The following is an 18,079-nucleotide window of genomic DNA, read 5'->3' on the forward strand; positions in this document are numbered from 1 at the left end:
ATCCAGCAATTTTTCAAAAATGCTGGCAGAGTCCAGGGACAGCGTCCCTGGTCGCTGTCCGCAGACAGCGAAACACCATGCGCCGTACTTCCGGCGCACGGAGAAAAGGGGTGAGAAAAGCGACAGCTTTTCGAGGGGAAAGCGAACAAGACCGCTTCCCCCTGTGAAACCTTTTTCTCAAGTAAACCCTTGCAAACGTTCCAGTGGAACGTTTGCAAATAAAGGCAACACCGCACAAAGAGTACCTGGCGCTTTGTGCGTCACATGCTTACATTTTTTCGTTATGTTTTGAAAAAATACGCATAAGTACAAAGGTACGTACGCTCTAAGGTACGTGCGCTCTGCGGTATTGCCCGGATTCACATTCACACCAAAAATACGCTTATCACGCTCCAGCTTGTTTCACGTGAAACAACGGACAAAACGATTGAATAGATAGGTTTAAGATGATGGATAATACAACAAACGAAAATTATTTTATCAACGGAAAGCAGAAAATCACGCCCATGGATATCGGCGACAGAATGGAAGAGGCGTTTCTTGCCTATGCCATGTCCGTTATCGTGGCACGTGCTCTGCCGGATGTGCGTGACGGTCTGAAGCCGGTACATCGACGGATTCTCTATACCATGTACGAAAAGGGACTGACACCGGATAAGGCATACCATAAGTGTGCCGATACGGTAGGTTCTGTGCTGGGTAGCTATCACCCTCACGGTGATGCTTCTGTTTATGATGCACTGGTACGTCTGGCGCAGACATTTTCCATGCGGTATGTGCTGGTAGACGGTCAGGGTAACTTCGGTTCTGTAGACGGCGATCCGCCTGCTGCTTACCGTTATACAGAAGCACGTATGTCGAAGATCGCCACGGAGATGCTGACGGATATCCATAAGGAGACCGTTCCTTTTGTGCCAAACTACGACGATCGACTGAAAGAACCGGCAGTACTCCCTTCCCGTTTTCCAAATATTCTGGTGAACGGTTCCATTGGTATTGCCGTAGGTATGGCGACCAATATTCCACCGCACAATCTGGGAGAGGTCATTGATGGCATTCACATGCTGATCCAGAACCCGGACTGCACCATGGATGAGCTTATGACTTGCATCCAAGGCCCAGACTTCCCCACTGGCGGTATCATCATGGGACGCAGCGGTATCCGTGCGGCATATGGTACAGGCAGAGGAAAGATCACTCTCCGGGGGCAGACGCATTTTGAAAAGGTACGCGGCAGAGAGTCTATTGTCATTACGGAGATCCCTTACATGGTCAATAAGGCTCGTCTGGTGGAATCTATTGCCAGTCTGGCGAAGGACAAGCGCATTGAGGGCATTTACCATATTCAGGATGAATCCAGCCGTGAGGGTATGCGTATTGTCGTAGAGCTGAAAAAGGATGCCAATCAGCAGATCGTTCTGAATAAGCTCTTTTCCTACACCCAGCTTCAGGATACTGTCAGCGTAAATATGCTGGCACTGGTGGACGGTGAACCGAAAACCCTGAGCCTGAAACAGGTACTGGAACACTATCTTCAGTTTCAGGTGGAAGTTATCACCAACCGCACGAAGTTTGACCTGGAAAAGGCAAAGAAACGTGCCCATATTTTACAGGGCTTTGTGGTTGCCATCGACTATATTGATGAAGTCATTGCCATTCTGCGGAGCAGCAAGACCATTCCGGAAGGTAAAGCACGCCTGATCGAACGGTTCAAAGAGGTGGATATGTCTGCTCTGTTGGATCGTGCCCAATATGATGTGGAGCATTACCATCTGGAGCATCAGATCGGTCTGTCGGAAGAACAGGCTGAGGCAATTGTGCAGATGCGTCTGGGTGCTCTGACGGGTATGGAACGGCAGAAGGTAACGGACGAGCTGTATGGTCTCATGCAGAAAATTACAGATCTGCTGGATATTCTGGCAGACCGCAGTCGGATCTATCAGATCATTGAGGACGACCTCAGCGAGATTCGCCGGAAATACGGCGATGTACGGCGGACGCAGATCGAAATGGTTGACGGCGAAGTGGATATTGAGGATCTGATCCCTGTGGAGGACTGCGTAGTCACTTACACGGACAGCGGTTATATCAAGCGTATTCCAGCGGATGTCTACAAGAGCCAGCGCCGGGGCGGTCGTGGTGTCACAGGTATGAAACAGCGGGAAGAGGATTTTGTCAGCGAACTGCTCATCAGTTCTTCTCATGCCAATATTCTCTTTATCAGCAATCTGGGTATCATGTACAAGCTGAAATGCTACGAATTGCCTGAAGGTTCCAAGAACGCCCGTGGAACGAATATTGTGAATCTCCTGCCCTTGAATCAGGGTGAGAAGATTGCCGCAGTACTCACCACCCCGGACTTCGACGAGAGCAAGTATGTGGTCATGATCACACGCTCTGGTAAGATCAAGCGGACGGCACTTTCCGCCTATAAGAATGTCCGCAAAAATGGTCTGATCGCTATTGGTCTGGACGAGGGCGACGAAATTGCGGCAGTGCGGCTGACAGACGGCTTCAACCGGCTGTTTGTGGCCACCAGAAATGGTATGGCGATCCGTATTGACGAACAGGATGTCCGTCCCATGTCTCGTTCTGCACACGGTGTGAAGGCGATCACCCTTCGTGACGGCGATGCTGTGGTATCCATGGCAAGAGAACGGGAAGGCGCTTCACTGCTGACGGTTTCCGAAAATGGTTATGGCAGACGGACTGCTTTGGACGAATACCGGATGCAGTCCAGAGGCGGTCTGGGTCTGACCAATTACAAGGTAGACGAGGAGCATGGTCATGTCTGCGGCATTAAGGTTGTGGACGAGACAGATGACATTATGTTTATCTCCAGTGACGGTGTTATTATCCGTGTGCCTTGTGAACAAATCCGGCTTATGGGACGTACTGCAAAGGGCGTGCGTGTGATGCGTGTGTCCGAGGGACAGAAGGTGGTTGCCTTTACCCGGGCAGAAGCTGCACAGGAAGAAGATATGCCGGCAGAGGAAACGGATGCAGAAACAGTTTCAGATATAGAAGCATCGGAATCTTCTATCAATGATGAGAATACTTCTGCGGAAGAATAATGCTGTGTGAAATTTCACGCAAAAAACAGCGGTGGTTGTGGAACTGCCGCTGTTTTAATATAAAATGACCTGTCACATTCTCCGCACGCCGCAGGCGGCAATGAAGTTTTTTGGTCCAGCAATTTTTCAAAAATGCTGGTGGGGTCAAGGGGCAAAGCCCCTTGTCGCCATCCGCAGACGGCGAAACACCCTGCGCCAAGCTTCTGGCGCGCGGAGAAAGGGGTGAGAAAAGCGACAGCTTTTCGAGGGGAAGCGAACAAGACCGCTTCCCCTTGTAACCCATTTTCATTAAGCACAATTTCAAAAACGTTCCGGTGGAACGTTTTTGATGTATTTAACCTTTACCCATAGTAAAGCTAAAAAATTGCTCGTTATAAACGTCCCGGTGGGACGTTTACAACGTAACAAATGTTTCACGTGAAACAAATCAAGAGGTGAACCTATGAAAACCTGGAAAAAAATCATTCTTGTCACTCTGTGCAGTCTGTTTTTGCAGCTGCTGCACTGGGTAATTTATCAGTGGACTTCCTTCCCGGCAGGATTGCTGTTCCTCACGCCATTGCTGCTGTGTGCAGTATACCACGTGTATCAATCGGATACTCTGGAAAACCGTGGAATACGTCGGCTGCATGTATTTTTCGGCGGCGTGCTGATCCCTCTGGTGCTCAGCGCACTGGTATCCCTGGGGTTGTTCTTGCACGATCCGGACATGTCCCTGTACCACCCATTTCAAGAACCTGAGGGCGGTGCTGCGGAAACAACGGCGCTCTATGCCGGGCGGATGATGCTCACTTCCCTGTACCTGCTGGTCTTCTCCGGCATTGACATTCTGCTGCTCCATTTGCAGGACTGCCGCCGGGAACGCAATTCCGCTGGAGGTGCTCCATGACTTGGCTGGGAATTTTGGGAGTATTGTTTTTGCTGGCACTGATTTGGTTCTGCGTGGAGCAAAATTTGCTGCTGGTGCGAAAAAAACAGATTCTTCTGGAAAAGCTGCCACGGGAATGGGACGGTGTGAAACTGCTGCAAATTTCGGATATCCATCACAAGGAACTGGGACGGGAAAATTGCCGGATTGTGCAGAAAGCACGGGAATTGCAGCCCGATTATATCGTGATCACAGGCGATCTTATCTCCCGGGATATGCAGGATTTCACCGGAACTACGTCATTTTTGCGGCAGCTGCGCAGTATCTGTCCGGTATATCTTTGCCCGGGAAATCATGAGCTGGATCTGTCACAGGGAGAATGGATGGAGCTGCAAAAAGTGATTGGTGCATCTGGCTGCCGGTTGCTGTTGGATGAAACAGTTGCTCTGACCCGGAAGACCGGCGGCGAGTCCTTATATCTGGCTGGTGCAATATTGGCGTATGATATCTATCGGGATAAAAACAGGGGTTTTCGTCATCTGGCGGAATATACTGCTGCTGATCTGGAACAGGCGCTGGGGCGGCCTCAGGGCTGTACGATCCTGCTGGCGCACAATCCTTTTTTGCTGGACAGTTATGCCGGATGGGGTGCAGATCTGGCGCTGTGCGGTCATGTCCACGGAGGTCTGGTGCGCCTGCCCTTGGTGGGTGGCATACTGTCTCCAGAACGGCGATTCTTTCCGAAATATGACAAGGGTTGGTATCAGAAGGGAACGACACAAATGTATGTATCCGGCGGTCTCGGAAAGCCGAGATTCTGCAATCCGCCGGAGATCAATCTGCTCTATTTGAACAGCGTCCAGACGTAATAGATCAATCCGTAGAGCATGGATGCCCCTGTGCCGTACAGGATCACTGGCCCGGCAATGGTAAAAATCCTTGTACCAATGCCCAGAATCCAGCCCTCAGAGCGTGCTTCAATGGCGGAGGAGACTACGCCGTTGGCAAAGCCTGTAATGGGAACCAGCGTGCCTGCACCGGCGTGCTTGCCCAGTTTTGCGTACCAGCCTAGCCCTGTAAGAATGGCACTGATGGCAACCAGGGCAATGGAGACCCAGGCAGAGGCAGGCTTTTTGTCCATGCCGCAGTATTCCGTGAGAATATGGATGCCGGCTTCGCCGATGGTGCAGATGAGGCCGCCGATGAGAAAGGCAAGGGGAATATTTTTCCAGGATTTCGATCTGGGTGCAGTCTGATCCTGCATGGTTTTGTAAAGTTCCTGACTGATTTTCATAGTAAGCGCTCCTTTCGAGGAAAGTATGCGCAAAGTTAAGACTTTTATGCATAAGAAGTTATCATCCAGACCTGTCTCAGATTTATAATATTCGTAACATTCCAACCACGCCGCAGGCGGTAATGAAGTTTTTTGATCCAGCAATTTTTCAAAAATGCTGGTGGGGTCAAGGGGCAAAGCCCCTTGTCGCCGCCCGCAGGCGGCGAAACACCCCGGCGCATACTCTGCGCCACGGAGAAAAGGGGTGAGAAAAGCGACAGCTTTTCGAGGGGAAAGCGAACAAGACCGCTTTCCCCTCTTTCCAATCTCCAACAAGCAAAACCTTGTAAACGTCCCAGTGGAACGTTTACAACGCAACTTCCCTCTCAATTACAATACTTCTAATTCGCATATTATAATTGCTTCACGTGAAACATGTGTCTCTAGGATTTCGGCTGAAATGGGTAACGAAATATTCTGAATGTGCCCCCGCAAGACCGTCCGGCGAAGTTCGCTCGCTTATGCTCGCTGTTCGCCTGGGTGCGCAAAGCCGTTGTTGGGTTGGATAGGGTGTTTTCCTTTTCGTTTTATATTTTTTGGAATGGGCGGCGATTCCTTTGTTTATGATGGCTTTGCGCTTTGGAATTTCGTTTCAAATGGGTAACGAAATATTCTGAATGTGCCCCGCAAGGTCGTCCGGCGAAATTCGCTCGCTTGTGCTCGCTGTTCGCCTGGGGCGCAAAGCCGTTGTTGAGTTGGATAGGGTGTTTTCCTTTTCGTTTTGTATTTTTGAGAATGGGCGGTGATTCCTTTTTTGTGACGGCTTTGCGCTTTGTTGTTCAGGGTTTTACTTTTTGCAGGGGGTGTTGCTTCTTTTTCTTTTTGCTGAAAAAAGAAAAAGAAGCAAAAAGAAAAAAGAAGTCTCGCTGCGCTCGGGTTCGGATTTGTTATCCCTACTGATTCTTTCTTTCAAATGGTATACTGAAACAGTACGCCATTTTTTTGTATAATTCCATTCCTACGGTGCATACTACTGCTGAGGTGATTCACATGGTACGCACATTATCCCGAGCCGTTTTTCAATACACTGCTCCCCCACAGATCATCGGCTATGCTTCCACCGTCGGTCAGAAAGAAGGCGACGGCCCTATGGGCAGCTGCTTTGACCATATTGAACTGGATGCCCATTTTGGACAAGATACCTGGGAACAGGCAGAAAGCACCATGCAGCGGCAGACCATTCAGCTGGCGTTGGACAAAAGCGGTCTGAAAGACAGCGATCTCAGCTGTATCTGCGCCGGTGATCTTCTGAATCAGTGCATTGGTTCTACCTATGGTCTCCGTCCTTTGGAGATACCCATGCTGGGCATCTATGGTGCTTGTTCCACTATGGCAGAGGGACTTCTCGTCGCATCTCTTCTAGCAGAAAGCGGCATGGGTGAATACACGGCAGCAGTGACGTCCTCTCATTTTTCCACAGCAGAACGCCAGTTCCGGTTTCCCCTTTTTTATGGCGGTCAGCGTCCGCCTACGGCGCAGTGGACATGTACAGCCTCCGGCGCTGTCATTCTCCAGCAGCCCGATGGCGAACCTGAAGGAATCTGTGTTACCGGTGGTTGTATTGGTAAAATGGTAGATCTGGGCGTGACAGATGCCAATCATATGGGCGCCGCTATGGCCCCTGCCGCTGCGGATACCGTTGTTCGCTATCTTAAGGCCACTGGCACCCAGCCTACTGCTTATGATGCCATTGTCACCGGCGATCTGGGGTTAGTTGGAAGTGAGCTGCTCTGTGACCTGGTTATGAAACAGGGATATGATATTTCAAAGGTGCACAAAGACTGCGGCGCAATGATGTTTGATCCGGAGACCCAGGACACCCATGCCGGCGGTTCTGGCTGTGGATGCAGCGCCAGCATTCTCTGCGGTCATTTTCTGCCGTCTTTACAGCATGGCAGTCTGAAAAAAATTCTTTTCGCCGCAACAGGTGCTCTCATGTCCCCTACGGCTTCTCAACAGGGCGAAAGCATTCCCGGTATTTCACATCTTGTGGAATTGACCAGTTTTCAAAAGTAAAGCATCGGAGTTGTGGAAAACGAATCAATGCAAAATTTCAATGTTTGCTGCGGTTATGGCTCAAAAACAACTTCGACGTTGTTTCAAATCCATCTCCACAGGAAATTCTACAAGTATCAATTCCATTGGCAGACCGTTTTCCACAAATTCCGGTGGAAAACAGAAAAGATTGTGGAAAGCACTCTCAGAAAAACAAGCGCATGGCGCTTTCAAAGGAGGAAAGGTTATGATCAAGGACTTAATCTGGGCATTTATTGTGGGTGGTGTGTTGTGCGCCATTGGGCAGGTGCTCATCGACTACACGAAGCTGACTCCTGCACGGATTCTGACGGCTTATGTAGTGGCAGGCGTGTTCCTGTCGGCAGTGGGCATTTATCCCAAGCTGGTGGAGCTTGCCGGCGGCGGTGCAAGCGTGCCTCTGACTGGCTTCGGCAGTCTATTGGCAGAAGGCGTCAAGGAATCCGTAGATGAAAAGGGCATTCTGGGCATCTTTATGGGAGGACTCACGGCATCTTCAGCCGGAATTACAGCGGCAATGGTATTTGGCGTGATCGCGGCGGCAATTTTCAAACCAAAGCAAGATTAATTTATTTTGTGAAGCGGTTTCTCCCGGATTCGGGATTCTCTGTGAAAAAACAACGGAAAACGACTTTGTATCCAAATAAAAAGTGCAATTAAGATTAAAAATTGTGCAATATGACAAATTTCAAAAAATCCCTTGACAATTGTCCGAAAATGTAGTATACTATCATAGTCGCAGGAAATTCAGAAACGGTGTAAAAATACTGTTTCGAGACTGCTTTTGATGTGGCGGCATAGCTCAGTTGGCTAGAGTACTCGGTTCATACCCGATTGGTCGCTGGTTCGAATCCTGCTGCCGCTACCATACGGCCCGTTGGTCAAGAGGTTAAGACACCGCCCTTTCACGGCGGAATCATGGGTTCAATTCCCGTACGGGTCACCAGTTAACTAATCCGGAAATTGCGTAAATGCGTAGTTTCCGGTTTTTCTTTTATCGCAAAAATCCACGATATTATATAGGCAGACACTTTGATTAGAAACAGCGGAGGTTAAAAATGCTTCTCATGAATGACACAGCTCCATGCAAGGTTTGAGGACGCTGCATGGAGGATAACTATTAATGTCCTCGGACTTTGCATTCTGGATAAAATAATATCAAAGGAGCAAAGTCAAATGAAGAAATTAAAATCATATATCATGTTGTGGGCGACACAATCGCTCTCTGCACTCGGCAGCGGAATGATAAGCTATGCACTTGTGCTTTGGCTTTATCTGAACAGCGGCTCGGCGCTTAAAACCGCTATGCTTTCGATATGCTCGTATGCGCCCTATGTGCTGATGAGCATTTTTGCTGGTACGCTCAGTGACCGTTGGGATAAGAAGAAAACAATGCTTGTCTGTGACTTTATCGCTGCGCTAAGCACGATAGCAGTCCTTTTTTTAATCAGGACGGGCAGTTTGCAACCATGGCATTTGTATCTGATAAACGCCATAAATGGTCTGATGAACACAGTTCAGCAGCCTGCAAGCGAGGTGGCTGCAACTCTGCTAACGCCAAAGGAGTATTACCAGAAAACAAGCGGAATGCGCTCATTTTCTCAATCGCTGAATTCGATACTCACACCGATAATTGCAACAGCACTGTTTTCATTCGCAGGCATTGGAATGGTAATAGCCGTTGACCTTTCAACATTTGCGATAGCGTTCATCACTCTCGCAGTATTTATAAAAATCCCCGAAACGCAGAAAGCAGATGAACGGAAAGAGAGCGTTCTGTCTGCTTCAATGGCAGGATTGAAATGGCTTAAAGAAAATCCGCTTATTCTGAAGCTGATACTCTTTCTGTCCTGCATAAATCTTGTTGCTTCGACCTATGACACGGCACTTCCTGCGATGATACTTTCAAAAGCAAACGGCGGTCAGATCGTTCTCGGCATCATCAACACCTGTGTTGGTATAGCTTCGCTTTTGGGCAGCGTTCTGGTGGCACTTCTGCCTGCACCGAAAAATCGAGTAAGGGCTATATGCGCAGCATTGCTTATCTCGATGAGTACGGAAAATTTTATGCTTGCATTCGGGAAAACACCACTGATATGGTGTATTGGCGCAATACTTGGTTGGATCGTCATACCATATATGAACGCAAACATGGACGTGATTTTCCGCAACGAGATACCGACAGATATGCAGGGGCGGGTCTATTCCTGCCGCAACACGCTGCAATTCTTCACGATACCGATAGGTTTTTTGCTTGGCGGCTTGTTTACGGATAAGGTGTTTGAACCGTTTATGGCAGGCAATACATCACCGCTTTGGAATGCATTGTTTGGTGAGGGTAAAGGTTCGGGGACGGCTATGTTGTTCTTTGTAATAGGTATTGTAGGAGTGATGATCTGCATTGTATTTTCAGCTTTACTGAACAAGCACAAATGGAGTGAGAATAACTGATTCAGATTTCCAAAGACTTCTATTTTTATATGCCGTTGTATCCGTATTTCCCGGCATAAGCACAGCACTAAAAACACACTAAAAAAAACCTCTAGACTTTCCGCCAAAAATATGCTATAATAGAACCACCGAATTCTGAACCGAAAGGATATTTTTCATGAAACGTGTGGTTCTTTTTGCGGCCTCGGCTGCAACACTGGTACAATTTACGAAAAATGATCTCACAGCGCTCCAGACTCTGGGCTGTGAGATCCATATGATTTGTAATTTGCAGAAGCCGAATCTTTCGCCGGCTGCACTTCATGACTTTAATCAGGCGTACCCGAAACTCGTGTGGCATGACCTGCCCTTTTGCGACAGCATCCATAGGCTGCGGCAGAATCAGAAAGCATCCCAGGAACTGGGCGCACTGCTGGATGAAGTAAAACCCGATCTGCTCCACTGTCATGGCACCATTGCCGGGCTATATGGTCGGAAAGCGGCGGAAAAGCGGCAGATCCCTGTGTTCTACACCGCTCACGATTTCCGGGTATACCGTGGCTGTATCCCGGTAGAACGATTGTTCTTCGGGATGCAGGAGCGGCGTCATAGCAAGTGCACAGAGGTGATGTTCACCGTCTGCCCAGAGGATGCTGCCTATGGGAAAAAGCATCTCCACGCCAAGAAAGTGGTTTCCCTGCCGGATGTGGGGCTGGACTATGAGAAATACGCCACGCCCAAGCGCAGCCGGGGAGAGGTGCGAAGAGAACTGCATATTCCTGAGGATGCTGACCTGATGATTTCCGTGGGGACTCTACGGATGCAGAAACGTCTCCGGGTGGTATTGCAGGCAATGGCACGGCTAAGGGAACTGGAAAATCTCCACTATATTATCTGCGGCGAGGGACCGGATATGCTGTTTCTGCAAAAGCTGGCCCAAAAGCTTCACCTGACTGAACGGGTGCATCTGTTGGGCTATCGCACAGATATTCCCGATCTGCTGGGTGCAGCGGATATTTTCTGTATGCCGTCCCGTCGGGAGGGCTGCGGTATGGCGGCATTGGAGGCCATGGCAGCCGGACTGCCGCTGATCACTGTGCGCAGCCACGGAACAAAGACATATGCCGAAAAAGGCGAAAGCGCCTTTTGTCTCAAGGGTGATCTGGTGGCATCCTGCGCAGATGCCATTGCACAGCTGGCGGAGAATAAGCTTTTACGGAAACAGATAGGTGCACATAACCGTGCCGCAGCAAAGGCATTTTCCGATGAAGGCGCGATGATGCAGCAGATGCGGACATATTATCAGGAAATTTTGTCCTAACAGACGTGAAAGAAACAAAAAACCGTTCTGGAGAAATCAATCTCCGGAACGGTTCTTTTTTTGCAGATGATCTGCTTTACTCTCCTGAAATCACTTGTTCTTCTGCCGCCTGATGGACAGTTTTCAGATGCTGGATCTCTGCGTAGATACTTTCGACTGTGTGGGAGTCGAGAGAGGCATCTGCCACAAACTGTTCCAGAGAGTCAATGACGTCACAGAGTGCGGCAGATAGAATGAAATAAGGTTTTTTGTAAGATTCCATGGGATGTCTCCTTTCTATTTTCTTTTATTATAAACCAAATTGGTTTATTTGTCAATATACCAATTTGGTTTGTCATATAATAAAAGAAAAACGGAGGTTTGCCATGCAATATCCACGCATCCGAAATCTTCGGGAAGATCACGATTTATACCAAAAGGATCTGGCGGCATACCTGCACTGTTCCCAGGTGGCATATTCCCGTTATGAACTTGGAACAAGGGATATTCCCACAGACGTGCTCATTGCGCTGGCAGATTATTATCATACCAGCATTGATTATCTGTTGGGGCAGACTGATGTGAAAACGCCATATCCCAGGAAAAAATAAGCATATTGTAGTAAAACCTTTACAGCGAAAGAAACAAAAACCGTTCTGGAGAAATCAATCTCCGGAACGGTTCTTTTTTTGTAGATAATCTGCTTTACTCTCCTGAAATTATTTGTTCCTTTGTGGGGTGTCTCTTTTCTATTTTTCTTTATTATAACCTGTTTCAGGTTGTTTGTTAATTTAAAAGGTATAGGTATGCTATATTATAACTGTAGACTATAACAAAAAAGCGGAGGCATACCATGTATTATCCACGTATCCGTCAGCTGCGAAAAAATCATAATTTATATCAAAAGGATCTAGCCATATATCTGAATCGTTCCCAGGTGGCATATTCCTGTTATGAACTTGGAACGAGAGATATTCCCACAGAAGTACTTATTGCATTGGCGGAATATTATCACACCAGCGTAGATTATCTGATGGGAAGAACTGATGTGAAAACACCGTATCCTAAGAAGAAATAGGTATATTGTAGGGGCGAACTGTGTTCGCCCGGAGATATCACCGATTGCAAACATGAAATACGGGCGGATGATATCCGTCCCTACAATTGCAACTGATATTCTCACAGAAGTACTATTGCATTGGCAGATTATTATCATACCAGTATTGATTATTTGCTAGGGCAGACTGATGTCAAAACACCGTATCCTAAGAAGAAATAGGCATATTGTAGGGGCGAACTGTGTTCGCCCGGAGATATCGCCGATTGGAAACATGAAATACGGGCGGATGATATCCGCCCCTACAATTGCAACTGATATTCTCACAGAAATACTTATTGCATTGGCGGAATATTATCACACCAGCGTAGATTATCTGATGGGAAGAACTGATGTCAAAACACCGTATCCTAAGAAGAAATAGGCATATTGTAGGGGCGAACTGTGTTCGCCCGGAGATATCGCCGATTGCAAACGTGAAATACGGGCGAACACAGTTCGCCCCTACATTGGGTTTCCTTTAGGTTTTTTTGTTGTATTCTGTTGTGTTCTTTCGCCTGTTTTTGAAACATTGGCACACAAACGGCGCACAAATTCAGGCGGTTATGCGTATAAAACAAAATCACGCAATCCCGGAAAAATCCCGAAACTGCGTGCTGTTTCACTGGTCGAGGTGACAAGATTCGAACTTGCGGCCCCTACGTCCCGAACGTAGTGCTCTACCAAACTGAGCCACACCTCGATGCGACTAATATAGTATAGCACATTTCTCCGGGTTTGTAAAGGATATTTTTCAAAAATCATAAAAAGAAAAGTTTTCAGCGTCTTATCTTAAAATAATAAAATATAAGTAGTGATAATTTCATTCCAAAAAGAACTTAAAATAACAAAAAGCGACCCGAAGGCCGCTTCGCTGTATTTGTGAAATGCTTTCAAAGTCGCTCAGTTTTATTCTTCCTCAGCCGCAGGAACAGCAGTGCGGACAGCGCTGATGACAGCATAGCTGTTTGCCGGAAGAATGATGGCGTCGCCGTCGCAGATGCCACTGATAACAGTGCTGAATGCGTACTTGCAGAAGCACTTGTCACGGAGAGAAACCATGCCTGTATCGCCGCTGCGGTTTAACAGGACAATGGCGCTGTTTCCGGTCTCCGTATCATATCTGGAAAAGCCCACGATGTTATCTTCCAACACCAGGAATTCCATTGCACCCTCTGCAAATACAGCGTTTCCCCGGCGGATATGCGCCAGCTGTCTGGTGTATTCCAGCAGCTCCGTATCCTCATTGCCCCAGGGATAACACCGGCGGTTAAAAGGATCTTTCCAGCCCTGGAGTCCTGCCTCGTCGCCATAATAGATGCTGGGCACACCCGGCAGGAAGAATTGCAGTACCATAGCTCCCTTGAGCAATGTCTTGCCCCGATTGTACTCCTCCGGGGACAGCTCGTTTCCAGCCATCCAGTCCTTGCTCTTGTCATCGCAGGGCTGACCGCCGAAGCGGTTGATGGCACGCTCAATGTCATGAGTGGAGACGAAATTCATGAGCACATCCACGGTGCATTTCGGATAGTTCTCCAGAATGACCATGATACGGTCACGGAAGGTGGTGGCCGCTTCGCCCTTCATGTAGGCAATGATCGCTTCCCGGAAGGGATAGTTCATGACGCTGTCCAGCTGGTCGCCCAGGAGATAGCGCCGCTTGACGCCGTATGCCTCCTTGTTAGAAGCATCCTCCCAGACCTCACCGATGACGATCTTTTCTTCGTCGTATTTTTTCACGCAGGTGCGCAGATTGTCCAGGAACTCATCCGGCAGCTCATCCGCCACATCCAGACGATAGCCGGCAGCTCCCAGTTCCATCCAGTAGTCCAGCACACCGCCGTCACCACAGATGTATTTGGTATAATCCGGGTTGTTTTCGTCCACATTGGGCAGGGTGTCGATCCCCCACCAGGACTCGTATTCCTTGTTGCCCCAGAAGTGATACCAGGAGTAATAGGGGCTTTGTTCCGACTGATAGGCGCCCAGGTTGTCATAGCGTCCGAACTTGTTGAAATAAATGCTGTTTGCACCTGTGTGAGAGAATACACCATCCAGAATCACAGAAATACCGTGCTTTTTGGCATCTTCGCACAGCTTCCGGAAATCCTCGTTAGTACCCAGGAGTGGATCCAGATTCCGGTAATTTGCGGTATTGTAGCGGTGGTTTTCGTGTGATTCAAAGATCGGATTCAGGTAGATGCAGGTGACGCCCAGATCTGCCAGATAGTCCAGCTTGCTGCGGATACCCTCCAGGTCGCCGCCGAAATAGTCGTTGTTCCACACATGACCGTTCTGATCGGGCTTGTAATACGGCAGCTCGCCCCAATTGCGCATCACACGGTCAGAGGGTACATTCTCGTGCTGCTTGCCGCTGCTGCAAAAGCGGTCGGGGAAGATCTGGTACATCACGCCGCCCTTGAGGAACTGCGGTGTCTGATAGTCCTCGCCGAATACGGTGAGCTGGAACATTTCTCCTTGATCCAGCGTGCCGTGACAGGCATCACCGCGTTTGATATAATGGCGTACGCCGTTGCTGGTGTAGGAGAAATAATAATAGTGCACCCCGGCATATTTTGGAATGAGCGTGGTGGTATAGAGGACATAGCCGTTTTCACGCTCTTTCACATTCATAGGCAGGAACCGTTCCTTGAAGCCTGTGCGGAAAACCACTAGTACCGGCGAAAAATCCAGCGGTGTTTCTTCCGGCAGACGGATGGTGAACTGGCAGCCCTGACTGCGGCGGATCGCCCCGAACGGGGATTTATAATCGGCATCCCAGCTGTTGTAGAAATATGACATGCTGAAAAAACTCCCTTCTGATAGAAAACGGAGCAGAGCAACTACTGCCCGCTCCGTCTTTTTATGCATTATGGTATATACTCATCCAAATCAAATTTATGGCACATTGTTGTCCTTGAACTTGTAGGGGTGAACTGTGTTCACCCGCAAATTTCCTGAAATTGTCCAACGGGCGAACACAGTTCACCCCTACATTGGTACGATCTCATGAAATGAAACAAGAGAAATTGATCTGCGTGGTAACCAGTGATATGCGCTTATCTCATGCCCCAGATATCCTTGGCATATTCGTTGACAGCACGGTCAGCGGAGAAGATGCCTGCGCTGGCGATGTTGTGGAGAGACATCTTCGTCCATGCGTCCTCGTCAGTGTACAGTTCAGAACTGTGCGCCTGAACCTGACAATAGCTGTCGAAGTCTGCCAGAACCATATACGGGTCAACAGTGCGCAGGGAATCTGCGACTTCGTTGAACTTGCAGCCGTTGATGCCGGCATACATACGGTCGATACAGCTCTTGATGATGGGATTGTTGTTGTAGTACTCTTCCGGACGATAGCCGCGTGCCTTGAGGGCGTTGACTTCCTCGGTCTTCATGCCGAAGATGAGGATATTTTCCGAGCCTACTGCGTCGCCGATCTCAATGTTTGCACCGTCCAGAGTACCCAGTGTTACAGCACCGTTGAGCATGAGCTTCATGTTGCCGGTACCGGATGCCTCTGTACCTGCCAGAGAGATCTGTTCGGAAATGTCACATGCCGGCATGAGCAGTTCGGACATTGTCACACGATAATCCTCCAGGAAGTAAACAGACAGCTTTTCAGAAATGCGCGGGTTCTTGCGGATCTCTTCGGACAGCGCCCAGATCATCTTGATGATCTGCTTTGCCAGATAATAGCCCGGTGCAGCCTTTGCCGCAAAGATATAGGTCTTAGGCGTGAAGTCCATGTCCGGATTTTCCAGCAGGGTATTGTACTGTGCCAGAATATTCATGACATTCAGATGCTGACGCTTGTATTCGTGCAGACGCTTTACCTGCGCATCGAAGATGCTGTCAGTGTTCAGAATAATGCCGCTCTGCTTCTTGACATACTTTGCAAAACGCTCTTTGTTTTCTTTCTTGATCTTGCGGAGCTGTTCCAGAACAGCCTTATCCTCTGCAAAAACGTCCAGTTTCCGCAGCTCGCTGCCGTCCTTCAAGAAGCCGCCACCGATCTTGTCACGGAGCAGCTGGGTCAGACCCGGATTGGACTGATACAGCCAGCGGCGGTATGCAATACCGTTTGTGACATTCTTGAACTTGTTGGGGGTATCCAGATATTCTTCGTGGAATACGCTCTCCTTGATGATCTCCGAGTGCAGCTTAGAAACACCGTTGACGCTGTGAGAGGCCATGACACACAGAGTAGCCATGTGGATCTGGTTGTCCTTGATGATGGACATGCGGGTGGTCTTTGCACTGTCGTTGCCGTTGCGCTCCATAAGACCTGCGCAGTAGCGGTTGTTGATCTCCACGATGATCTGGAAAATACGCGGTACGATCTGCTTTACCAGGTTTACATCCCACTTTTCCAGAGCCTCAGCCATAACGGTGTGGTTGGTGTAGGCAAAGGTGTTTGTCACAATGTGCCATGCACGCTCCCAGGAATAACCGCAGTCATCCAGCAGGACACGCATCAGTTCCGGAATTGCCAGAGTGGGGTGTGTATCGTTGATGTGGATGGCAACCTTTTCGTGGAGATTTTCCAGAGTGCCATACACATTCATGTGATGATTTACGATATCGCCCACAGCGGCTGCGCACAGGAAATACTGCTGGCGCAGACGGAGGGATTTGCCTTCCAGGTGGTTATCATTGGGGTACAGCACCTTGGAGATGGCATTTGCCATAGAGTTCCGGGAGAGTGCCTGTTCATAGTTACCCTCGTTGAACTGCTGCATATCGAAGCTGGGTGCCTGAGCCTTCCAGAGACGCAGGGTAGAAACGCCGGAGCTGCCATAGCCAGATACATACATATCATAGGGCATTGCGATTACGGTGTTATAGTTCACATGAGAAATATAGTGGTAAGAATCCTGCCAATATTCCTGAACATTACCCTCAAAGTGGACTTCGATCGCCTCGTCCGGCTTCGGATCCAGCCAGACGCTGCCGCCGGGGAGCCAGTTGTCCGGTTCTTCGGTCTGCCAGCCATCCTCCAGCTTCTGCTTGAAAATACCATACTCATAGCAGATGGAGTGCCCCTTTGCCGGGATCTCCTGGGTTGCCATGGCATCCAGATAGCAGGCTGCCAGACGGCCCAGACCGCCGTTTCCGAGACCTGCGTCCGGTTCGCATTCAAAAATATTGTCCAGATTGATGTGATAGTCCTTCAAAATGGCTCTCACATCGTCTGCCAGTTCCAGATTGTACAGAGTTGTCTTGAGAGAACGTCCCATGAGAAATTCCATGGAAAGATAATATACGCTCTTTCCGCCCACAGAATGGGTCTTGTTCACAAAGCGCTGACGCTTCAGTTTCAGTTTCTCCACCATCATTGCAGAGAGCACCTGATAGATCTGCTTATCGGATGCCTCGTCCGGAGAAACGCCGCACTCCAGCTGGAGCTTGTCTACAAATTTCTGCTTCAATTCTTCTCTCTGGGGATTTCCTGTTTGTTTCACTGCCATTGTATCCTCCTCACTACGGCGAAAAAAAGATGTTTCGCTGCCTGACTGTTCTTCCGTCAGGGATTTGCTGCACAAACCGCCATATGCCGTCCCCGTGGGACAGAAAGTCTGCGCCGGACAGCACGGCACGCCGATTCACCATACTATCTCTATCTTATTATAACGGATTTTTCCCTGCAATGCAATAGCCTTTTTGACCAAATATTTCAAAAAATGGTATTCCCTTTCGTCATATGTGATTGAATGCTGGATGTTCTGCTGAAACGAAATACACATAATTTGTTAAGAATGACGATAATTTATCGTTCATTACCAAAAAATCTAAGCAAATTGTTGCGATTGCACAAGAATGAACTATTTTAAACATGACATATTGACTTTTTTGTGTCCATCTAGTATAATGAGAAAAACATCTGTTCCGCAATTGTGGTTGCAGGATAGATAAAGTGTATTCAAATTGATAAAAAACGGAG

Annotated in this window: 13 protein-coding genes and 3 tRNA genes; 11 read left to right on the plus strand and 5 right to left on the minus strand. The window is 48.6% G+C overall.

The features are described from left to right. Nucleotides 1-449 precede the first annotated feature (449 nt). From gyrA to QZ375_RS10235, 3 genes are all read left to right on the plus strand, one after another. Nucleotides 450-3,074: a DNA gyrase subunit A gene (gyrA, locus tag QZ375_RS10225; protein ID WP_295218716.1), complete on the plus strand. Its 2,625-nt coding sequence runs from the start codon at nucleotides 450-452 to the stop codon at nucleotides 3,072-3,074. Nucleotides 3,075-3,516: 442 nt separating this feature from the next. Beyond that, on the plus strand, nucleotides 3,517-3,963 hold the full coding sequence (locus QZ375_RS10230) for a hypothetical protein (protein ID WP_295218687.1): 447 nt from the start codon (nucleotides 3,517-3,519) through the stop codon (nucleotides 3,961-3,963). Continuing rightward, nucleotides 3,960-4,811 carry a metallophosphoesterase gene (locus QZ375_RS10235; RefSeq protein WP_295218690.1) on the plus strand — a complete coding sequence of 284 codons (852 nt, stop codon included), beginning with the start codon at nucleotides 3,960-3,962 and terminating at the stop codon, nucleotides 4,809-4,811. The genes QZ375_RS10230 and QZ375_RS10235 overlap by 4 nt, the downstream gene beginning before the upstream one ends. Here the strand turns inward: QZ375_RS10235 and QZ375_RS10240 are convergent. Continuing rightward, nucleotides 4,787-5,236, minus strand: a complete 450-nt coding sequence (locus tag QZ375_RS10240; RefSeq protein ID WP_295218693.1) for a SpoVA/SpoVAEb family sporulation membrane protein — start codon at nucleotides 5,234-5,236, stop codon at nucleotides 4,787-4,789. The genes QZ375_RS10235 and QZ375_RS10240 overlap by 25 nt on opposite strands. Before the next feature lie 1,029 nt (nucleotides 5,237-6,265). On the opposite strand from QZ375_RS10240, the gene QZ375_RS10245 reads away from it, so the two are divergent. The 6 genes from QZ375_RS10245 (at nucleotide 6,266) to QZ375_RS10270 (ending at nucleotide 11,060) form a co-directional block, all read left to right on the plus strand. Then, on the plus strand, nucleotides 6,266-7,291 hold the full coding sequence (locus QZ375_RS10245; protein ID WP_295218695.1) for a stage V sporulation protein AD: 1,026 nt from the start codon (nucleotides 6,266-6,268) through the stop codon (nucleotides 7,289-7,291). A 226-nt stretch (nucleotides 7,292-7,517) separates the two neighbouring features. Then, complete coding sequence (spoVAE, locus tag QZ375_RS10250) at nucleotides 7,518-7,877, plus strand: stage V sporulation protein AE (protein ID WP_295218697.1); 360 nt, start codon at nucleotides 7,518-7,520, stop codon at nucleotides 7,875-7,877. A 223-nt stretch (nucleotides 7,878-8,100) separates the two neighbouring features. Further along, nucleotides 8,101-8,177: transfer RNA gene (locus tag QZ375_RS10255), tRNA-Met, on the plus strand. 3 nt (nucleotides 8,178-8,180) lie between these two features. Next, a tRNA-Glu gene (locus QZ375_RS10260) sits at nucleotides 8,181-8,255 on the plus strand. A gap of 230 nt (nucleotides 8,256-8,485) precedes the next feature. After that, entirely contained in the window at nucleotides 8,486-9,760 is a 1,275-nt protein-coding gene (locus QZ375_RS10265) for an MFS transporter (RefSeq protein WP_295218700.1), read from the plus strand. 157 nt (nucleotides 9,761-9,917) lie between these two features. Continuing rightward, the gene (locus QZ375_RS10270) at nucleotides 9,918-11,060 is read left to right on the plus strand and encodes a glycosyltransferase (RefSeq protein ID WP_295218702.1); all 1,143 of its coding nucleotides are present in this window, start codon (nucleotides 9,918-9,920) and stop codon (nucleotides 11,058-11,060) included. A 76-nt stretch (nucleotides 11,061-11,136) separates the two neighbouring features. Here QZ375_RS10270 and QZ375_RS10275 read toward each other — a convergent pair whose 3' ends face one another. Next, complete coding sequence (locus QZ375_RS10275; RefSeq protein ID WP_295218704.1) at nucleotides 11,137-11,322, minus strand: hypothetical protein; 186 nt, start codon at nucleotides 11,320-11,322, stop codon at nucleotides 11,137-11,139. A 103-nt stretch (nucleotides 11,323-11,425) separates the two neighbouring features. Here QZ375_RS10275 and QZ375_RS10280 point away from each other — a divergent pair, with 103 nt between their 5' ends. Together QZ375_RS10280 and QZ375_RS10285 are read left to right on the plus strand one after the other, a co-directional pair. Further along, nucleotides 11,426-11,650 (plus strand): helix-turn-helix transcriptional regulator, encoded by a 225-nt coding sequence (locus QZ375_RS10280; RefSeq protein ID WP_295218707.1) that lies wholly within the window; start codon nucleotides 11,426-11,428, stop codon nucleotides 11,648-11,650. A 242-nt stretch (nucleotides 11,651-11,892) separates the two neighbouring features. Next, the gene (locus QZ375_RS10285) at nucleotides 11,893-12,117 is read left to right on the plus strand and encodes a helix-turn-helix transcriptional regulator (RefSeq protein ID WP_295218709.1); all 225 of its coding nucleotides are present in this window, start codon (nucleotides 11,893-11,895) and stop codon (nucleotides 12,115-12,117) included. 644 nt (nucleotides 12,118-12,761) lie between these two features. Here the strand turns inward: QZ375_RS10285 and QZ375_RS10295 are convergent. The 3 genes from QZ375_RS10295 to QZ375_RS10305 all read right to left on the minus strand — a co-directional run bounded on the left by QZ375_RS10295 (nucleotide 12,762) and on the right by QZ375_RS10305 (nucleotide 17,606). Next, nucleotides 12,762-12,838: transfer RNA gene (locus QZ375_RS10295), tRNA-Pro, on the minus strand. A gap of 206 nt (nucleotides 12,839-13,044) precedes the next feature. Further along, on the minus strand, nucleotides 13,045-14,937 hold the full coding sequence (locus QZ375_RS10300; RefSeq protein WP_295218710.1) for a glycoside hydrolase family 13 protein: 1,893 nt from the start codon (nucleotides 14,935-14,937) through the stop codon (nucleotides 13,045-13,047). 257 nt (nucleotides 14,938-15,194) lie between these two features. Continuing rightward, nucleotides 15,195-17,606 (minus strand): glycogen/starch/alpha-glucan phosphorylase, encoded by a 2,412-nt coding sequence (locus tag QZ375_RS10305; RefSeq protein ID WP_295218712.1) that lies wholly within the window; start codon nucleotides 17,604-17,606, stop codon nucleotides 15,195-15,197. Between the last annotated feature and the right edge of the window lie 473 nt (nucleotides 17,607-18,079).

Origin of the sequence: Ruminococcus sp., from assembly GCF_019417665.1 — a bacterium.
Taxonomy (GTDB): domain Bacteria; phylum Bacillota; class Clostridia; order Oscillospirales; family Ruminococcaceae; genus Ruminococcus_C.

Coding starts and splice junctions, on each gene's coding strand:
- gyrA (WP_295218716.1), top strand. CDS start 450: ATGGATAATACAACAAACGAAAATTATTTTATCAACGGAAAGCAGAAA.
- QZ375_RS10230 (WP_295218687.1), top strand. CDS start 3,517: ATGAAAACCTGGAAAAAAATCATTCTTGTCACTCTGTGCAGTCTGTTT.
- QZ375_RS10235 (WP_295218690.1), top strand. CDS start 3,960: ATGACTTGGCTGGGAATTTTGGGAGTATTGTTTTTGCTGGCACTGATT.
- QZ375_RS10240 (WP_295218693.1), bottom strand. CDS start 5,236: ATGAAAATCAGTCAGGAACTTTACAAAACCATGCAGGATCAGACTGCA.
- QZ375_RS10245 (WP_295218695.1), top strand. CDS start 6,266: ATGGTACGCACATTATCCCGAGCCGTTTTTCAATACACTGCTCCCCCA.
- spoVAE (WP_295218697.1), top strand. CDS start 7,518: ATGATCAAGGACTTAATCTGGGCATTTATTGTGGGTGGTGTGTTGTGC.
- QZ375_RS10265 (WP_295218700.1), top strand. CDS start 8,486: ATGAAGAAATTAAAATCATATATCATGTTGTGGGCGACACAATCGCTC.
- QZ375_RS10270 (WP_295218702.1), top strand. CDS start 9,918: ATGAAACGTGTGGTTCTTTTTGCGGCCTCGGCTGCAACACTGGTACAA.
- QZ375_RS10275 (WP_295218704.1), bottom strand. CDS start 11,322: ATGGAATCTTACAAAAAACCTTATTTCATTCTATCTGCCGCACTCTGT.
- QZ375_RS10280 (WP_295218707.1), top strand. CDS start 11,426: ATGCAATATCCACGCATCCGAAATCTTCGGGAAGATCACGATTTATAC.
- QZ375_RS10285 (WP_295218709.1), top strand. CDS start 11,893: ATGTATTATCCACGTATCCGTCAGCTGCGAAAAAATCATAATTTATAT.
- QZ375_RS10300 (WP_295218710.1), bottom strand. CDS start 14,937: ATGTCATATTTCTACAACAGCTGGGATGCCGATTATAAATCCCCGTTC.
- QZ375_RS10305 (WP_295218712.1), bottom strand. CDS start 17,606: ATGGCAGTGAAACAAACAGGAAATCCCCAGAGAGAAGAATTGAAGCAG.